The organism is Methylobacterium sp., assembly GCF_028290105.1.
GTDB lineage: Bacteria > Pseudomonadota > Alphaproteobacteria > Rhizobiales > Beijerinckiaceae > Methylobacterium.
This window is the reverse complement of the sequence record NZ_JAQGKL010000075.1, coordinates 1-5,353: the sequence shown is the minus strand read 5'-3', so window position 1 is coordinate 5,353 and position 5,353 is coordinate 1. Positions and strand designations below refer to the sequence as shown.

Annotated in this window: 5 protein-coding genes; all 5 read right to left on the bottom strand. The window is 69.1% G+C overall.

Going from position 1 to position 5,353, the window contains the following annotated elements:
- Nucleotides 1–562: nitrogenase component 1 (locus JWQ05_RS05805; protein ID WP_299655900.1), on the bottom strand; the 562-nt coding region annotated here is incomplete at its 3' end.
- Entirely contained in the window at nt 562–2,163 is a 1,602-nt protein-coding gene (bchY, locus tag JWQ05_RS05800) for a chlorophyllide a reductase subunit Y (protein ID WP_299655898.1), read from the bottom strand. The genes bchY and JWQ05_RS05805, both read right to left, overlap by 1 nt.
- 24 nt (nt 2,164–2,187) lie before the next feature.
- Complete coding sequence (locus JWQ05_RS05795) at nt 2,188–3,189, bottom strand: chlorophyllide a reductase iron protein subunit X (RefSeq protein WP_299655896.1); 1,002 nt, start codon at nt 3,187–3,189, stop codon at nt 2,188–2,190.
- Nucleotides 3,186–4,121 (bottom strand): chlorophyll synthesis pathway protein BchC, encoded by a 936-nt coding sequence (gene bchC / locus JWQ05_RS05790; protein WP_299655894.1) that lies wholly within the window; start codon nt 4,119–4,121, stop codon nt 3,186–3,188. Before bchC ends, JWQ05_RS05795 begins: the two co-directional genes overlap by 4 nt.
- Nucleotides 4,122–4,254: 133 nt before the next feature.
- Nucleotides 4,255–5,353 (bottom strand): methyltransferase (locus JWQ05_RS05785; protein WP_299655892.1); only part of this gene is annotated, 1,099 nt, incomplete at its 5' end.

The window sequence follows — 5,353 nt, the reverse complement described above, 5'->3', positions numbered from 1 at the left end:
TGACGTCGGCACCGATGCCTTCCACCAGGCGGCGGATTTCCGCGAGATCGCTGGGCATGTTGAAGGTGCCGTAGATCGGCCCGATGATGTTGACGCGAGGCTTCACATCCGCGCCGAGCGGCTTCCGCTCGGCAATCTTCTTCGGGCCATATTCCTTCCACAGCCAGACGATGGCGCGGTCGGCGCTCTGCCATTGGTCTTCGTCGATAGTGCGCGGCAGGAAGCGCTTGATGTTGGTGCCTTCCGGCGTGACGCCGCCGCCGATCATCTCGGCGATCGAGCCGGTCACCACCACCGCAGGCAGATACGGATCGAGCGTCTTGTGGGCGCGCTTCATCGCGCCTTCGGTGCCGGTCTGGCCGAGTTCTTCCTCGCCGAGGCCGGTGACCACAATGGGTAGTTCATGCGGCGGCAGCGCGTCGGTATAGTGCAGCACCGAGGTGACCGGCAGGTTCTCGCAGCCGACCGGGCCGTCGATGATCACCTGCAGCCCCTTCACCGCGGTGAAGGCATAGACCGCGCCCCAGTAACCGCCTGCCCGATCATGGTCCAGCACCAGCATCAGATCATCTCCTCTGCCTTGCGCTTCTTGGCCTGGGCGTCAATCTGCTTGCGATACTTCTCCTTGAAGGCCGCGTTCGGCTTCGGCGTGTCTTCCCAGATGCCGGCATTGTCGCCTTCGCCGGTGTCGCCGAAGAAGTCGCGCATCTCGTCGAAACGGGCCTGGTTCGCCAGCGCCGCGTTCACCACCTGCGCCAGCGAACCCGCACCGGCGACGCCAAACAATGGCCGGGCCGAAATCAGGTTGGTGAAATACAGAGCCGGAATGGCGAGTTGCTTGGCCTTCTGAACAACCGGTGTGGTGCCGATCGCAAGATCCGGCCGGAACTCGCCGACGGCAGCCAGATCCATTTCCAGCGAGGCGCGGTACTGCACGCGCGTGCCCTTGGCCTCGAGCCATTCGCGGTCGGGATCGGACCATGGCGTGCGCGGGCACGCGGTGCCGACATAAGGCACGGTGGCGCCACTCTCGATCAGCAGCCGCGCGACCAGCAGCTCGGAGCCCTCATAGCCCGACACGGTGATGCGCGCATGAATGGGCTTGGCCGCCAGCGCGGCCTTGATCGCCGGCAGGAAGCGCTTCTTCGTTGCGTCGATCTTGTCGCGCGACACGTTGCAGGCGGTGCCGATCGCTTCCAGCCAGGCCTCGGTGCCATCATGGCCGACCGGCGCGGAGCCGACGACTTTGCGGCCGGCCAAATCGAACTGCCGGAAGCTGGCCGTATAAAACGGGTGAATGGCCGCGACCACCGAGCAGTCCAGCGCGGCGTAGAGCTCGCGCCATTCACGCGTCGGCACCACCGGGCCTGCGGCGAGGCCGAGCGGCTCCAGCATCATGCCGACGCCGACCGGGTCGGCAGGGAACATCTCGCCGACCAGCGTCACCGTCGGCCGCTCGCTGCGACCGCCGCGCGGTGCGGCCACCGGCCCCTGCTCGGCTTCCTGGCGGGCATATTCCAGCATCGCCGCGGACAGCACGTCCTTGGCCTCGGCATGGGTCGGCACGCCGAAGCCCGGCACGTCGATGCCGATGATGCGGACGCCGTTGATCTCGTCGGGCAAGAGGTCGAGCGGCACGCCCGACGCGGTCGGCACGCAGAGGTTGGTGATGATGATGGTGTCGTAAAGCGCGGGATCGGCGAGCTTGAACACCGCTTCGCGAATGTCCTCAAACAGCTTGCCGGTGACCAGCGTCTCGGAATTGAACGGCACGTAGCCGACCGAGCGGCGCGCGCCGTAGAAGTGCGAGGTGAAGGTCAGGCCATAGACGCAGCAGGCCGAGCCCGACAGAATCGTCGCAGTGCGCCGCATCCGCAGCCCCACGCGCAGCGAACCGAACGCCGGGCACATGCTCTGCGGCTGATCGTGCGGCCCCTTGGGATAGTCCGCGGCATAGCGATCGAGGATCTCGCTCTTGCCGGCGGCGGAAGCCGCGGCCTTCATCTCGCTGGCGCCGGCGTGGCAGCCCAGGCCGTCGGCCTTGGTGGCCGCAGCATTGATGACCGGAGCCTGTACCTCATCGACAGTGATCTCCACCTCGACCGCGTCATGGGCGACGGAGTCGGCGATGGTTCCGCTGTAGCGAGGCAGGATGGCGTTCATGGTGCGATTCCCATCATGTCCATCTCACGCGGCGTCGTAGACGACTTCGAGCGACGGCTTGGTGATGACCGACGTGCCGCACATGTCTTCCATGGTAGCGGGATCGAGCACCACGTTGCGTCCGGTGACCTCAGAGGCAAACAGGCCGAGCAGCCCATCCTGCGACAGCGGCGTCGGCCGCACCGGCGGCGCCAGGCCGACATTGGTCGCCAGCGTCTCGAACAGCGATGCCCACTCGCCGCCCGGCAGGCCGATGATCTCGTAATTGGCGCTCTTCTTGCGGATGTCGTCGTCGGCCGGGATCGCGGCCAGCACGGGAATGCCGACGCTCTTGGCGAAGGCCGCGGCCTCGCCGGTGCCGTCATCCTTGTTGATTACCATGCCGGCAACGCCGACATTGCCGCCGAGCTTGCGGAAATATTCGACCGCCGAGCAGACATTGTTGGCGACATAGAGCGACTGCAGGTCGTTGGAGCCGACGACGATGACCTTCTGGCACATGTCCCGGGCGATCGGCAGGCCGAAGCCGCCGCAAACCACGTCGCCGAGGAAGTCGAGGAGGACGTAGTCGAAGCCCCATTCGTGGAAGCCGAGCTTCTCCAGGAGCTCGAAGCCGTGGATGATGCCGCGTCCGCCGCAGCCGCGCCCGACCTCCGGGCCGCCGAGCTCCATGGCGTAGACGCCGTCGCGCTTGAAGCAGACGTCGCCGATGGCGACCTGCTCGCCGGCGAGCTTCTTCTTCGTCGAGGTCTCGATGATGGTCGGGCAGGCGCGGCCGCCGAACAGGAGCGAGGTGGTGTCGCTCTTCGGGTCGCAGCCGATGAGCAGGACCTTCTTGCCCTGCTGGGCCATCATGTAGCTGAGATTGGCGAGCGTGAACGACTTGCCGATGCCGCCCTTGCCGTAGATCGCGATGATCTGCGTCTCCTTGGTGGCCTTCACCGGCACGGGATCCGGCTCGATGCCGGCCTCCGCGCGGAGCGCCTCGGAGGCCTTCAGGGCGGCGCCGTTCAGCTGCATATTCATGCGGCTCTCCAATCCAGGATCATCTTCAGGCATCCGGGCTCGCCGAAGGCCGTGCGGTAGGCGTCGGGCGCGGATGCCGCCGGGTGCCGATGGGTGATCAGGCCGTCGAGGCAGAGGTCCTGCCCCTCGATCAGCGCCAGCGTCGCGGCGAGGTCCTCCGGGCGCCACTGGGCGGCGACCCGGATGCGGGCCTCGCGCAGGAAGGCGGGGGCGAAGTCGAAGCCGAGGCGGGCCTCGTAGAAGCCCGCGAGCACGATCTCGCCGCCGGGGGCGAGCCGCGCGATCCCGGTGTCCAGGATCGCCGCATCGCCGCTGACATCGAGGATGGTGGCGTAGTCGCGCCGGTCGTCCGCGTCGGGCGAGCCGGCGGCGTAGCCCTCCGCACCCGACAGGCGGGCCGGGTTGGTCTCCCAGACCCGCGGGGTGCCGCCGAGCGCGCGGGCGATCCGGGCGACGAGGCGCCCGAGCACACCGTGGCCGACGACGAGGAGCGGCTTGCCGAGGTCGAGCCCCGCCAGGGCATGGTGGGCGGTGGCGGCGAGCGCGATCAGGGTGCCGCGCTCGGCGAGGCCGGGGTCGATGGGAACGAGGCGGGCGCCGGCGCTGACGAGGTGCGATGCGGCGCCCCCGAAGAGCCCGCGCACGGGGCCGAAGCAGCGGGCGCCGGGGACGAACACGGTCTGGCCGGTGCGAAGGCCGGATGCGGCTCCCGCTTCCACGACCTCGCCGACGGATTCGTAGCCGGGCACCAGCGGATAGCCCATGCCGGGGAAGTCCGGCATCCGCCCCGACCAGAGCAGGCGCTCCGTGCCGGTGCTGATCCCGCTCCAGCGGATGGCGACCACCGCGTCGGCGGCGGTCGGCGCGTCGAGCGCGAGGTCCTCGACGCTGATCTCCTCGGGACGGTGCAGGATGACGGCCTGTGCGTTCATCGGCCCTGCCCTCCCTGTTCCCGGTGATTCGATCCGCTTGGTTCCGGACCTGATAGTGTCATCCTAGATAGACACTTTTCCACGTCAAGCATAACTTACGTTGCTGCGTCGCGAATTCACGGCCTGTGTCCAACTAGGTTGACACCAGGACCCGGGTGAGGAGGGGGCGCCGGGTCGGCAGCTCGCGGACCGTGGCGAAGCCCGCCTCGTTCAGCAGCCCGGTCAGTTCGGACACCGTGCGGCAGCGGCCGCTTCCCATCGCGAGGAGGTAGAGCCCGAAATACGCATCGGTGATCGGTTCGGCGCCGCGCGTTCCGCTCATCGGTTCGGCGATGATCAGCGCCGCATGTTGCGGTAGTGCCGCCCGCGCCGCGCGCAGGATGATGCGCACCATCGCGTCGTCGTGATCGTGCACGACGCGCACGAGAGTCATCGCGTCGGCGCCCTCCGGCAGCGGATCGGACAGGAAGCTGCCGCCGACCACCCGGGATCGCGCCGCCAGGCCTTCGCGGGCGAGATGGGCCTCGGCCCGGGCGGCCACCGCCGGCAGGTCGAACAGCGTGAGCCGCAGCCCCGGCGTCGCGCGGCCCGCCGCCGCCAGGAAGGCCCCCTCCCCGCCGCCGACATCCACCAGGGAGCGGTGCCGGTGCAGCGGATAGGCCTCGAGGATGTCCTCGGCGATCAGCGCCTGCGAGGCGGCCATCAGGCCGCTGTAGGAGGCAACCGCCTCCGGGGCGAGGCCGGCGCCGTCCCCCGTCGCGTAGGGCCAATAGCCGGAAAGCCGCGTCGGCCCGGCCTGCCCGCGCAGGAGGGCGACGGGATCGCGCAGGTCGTCGTAGAGGAGCGCGTGGTGCTCGATCATCCGGCCGATCGCCGGATTGCCGATGAGCGCCGCGCCGAGATCCGCCAGCGCGAAGCGCCCGTCCGGCAGGATCGCCACGAGCTTCAGGGAGGCGGCCGCCCGCAGGAGGCGCAGGCCCGCGTCGGACGACAGGCCCATCCGGGCGGCGAGGAGATCGGCCGGAACGGGTCCATCCGCCAGCAGGCCGAAGAGGTCGAGCCGCACGCAGGCGAACAGGGTCTGCGAATAGGCGAAGCCCGCGCAGAGGTCGAACAGCGCGCGGGTGTTGGCTCGGGCGATGCGCCGGGTCAGCGGAAACCCGGCGGCCCAGCGCTGGAAGCGCGGGTCGGCGACGGTGCGGGCCCGGAAGGCGCGCCAGCGGGCGCGCCAG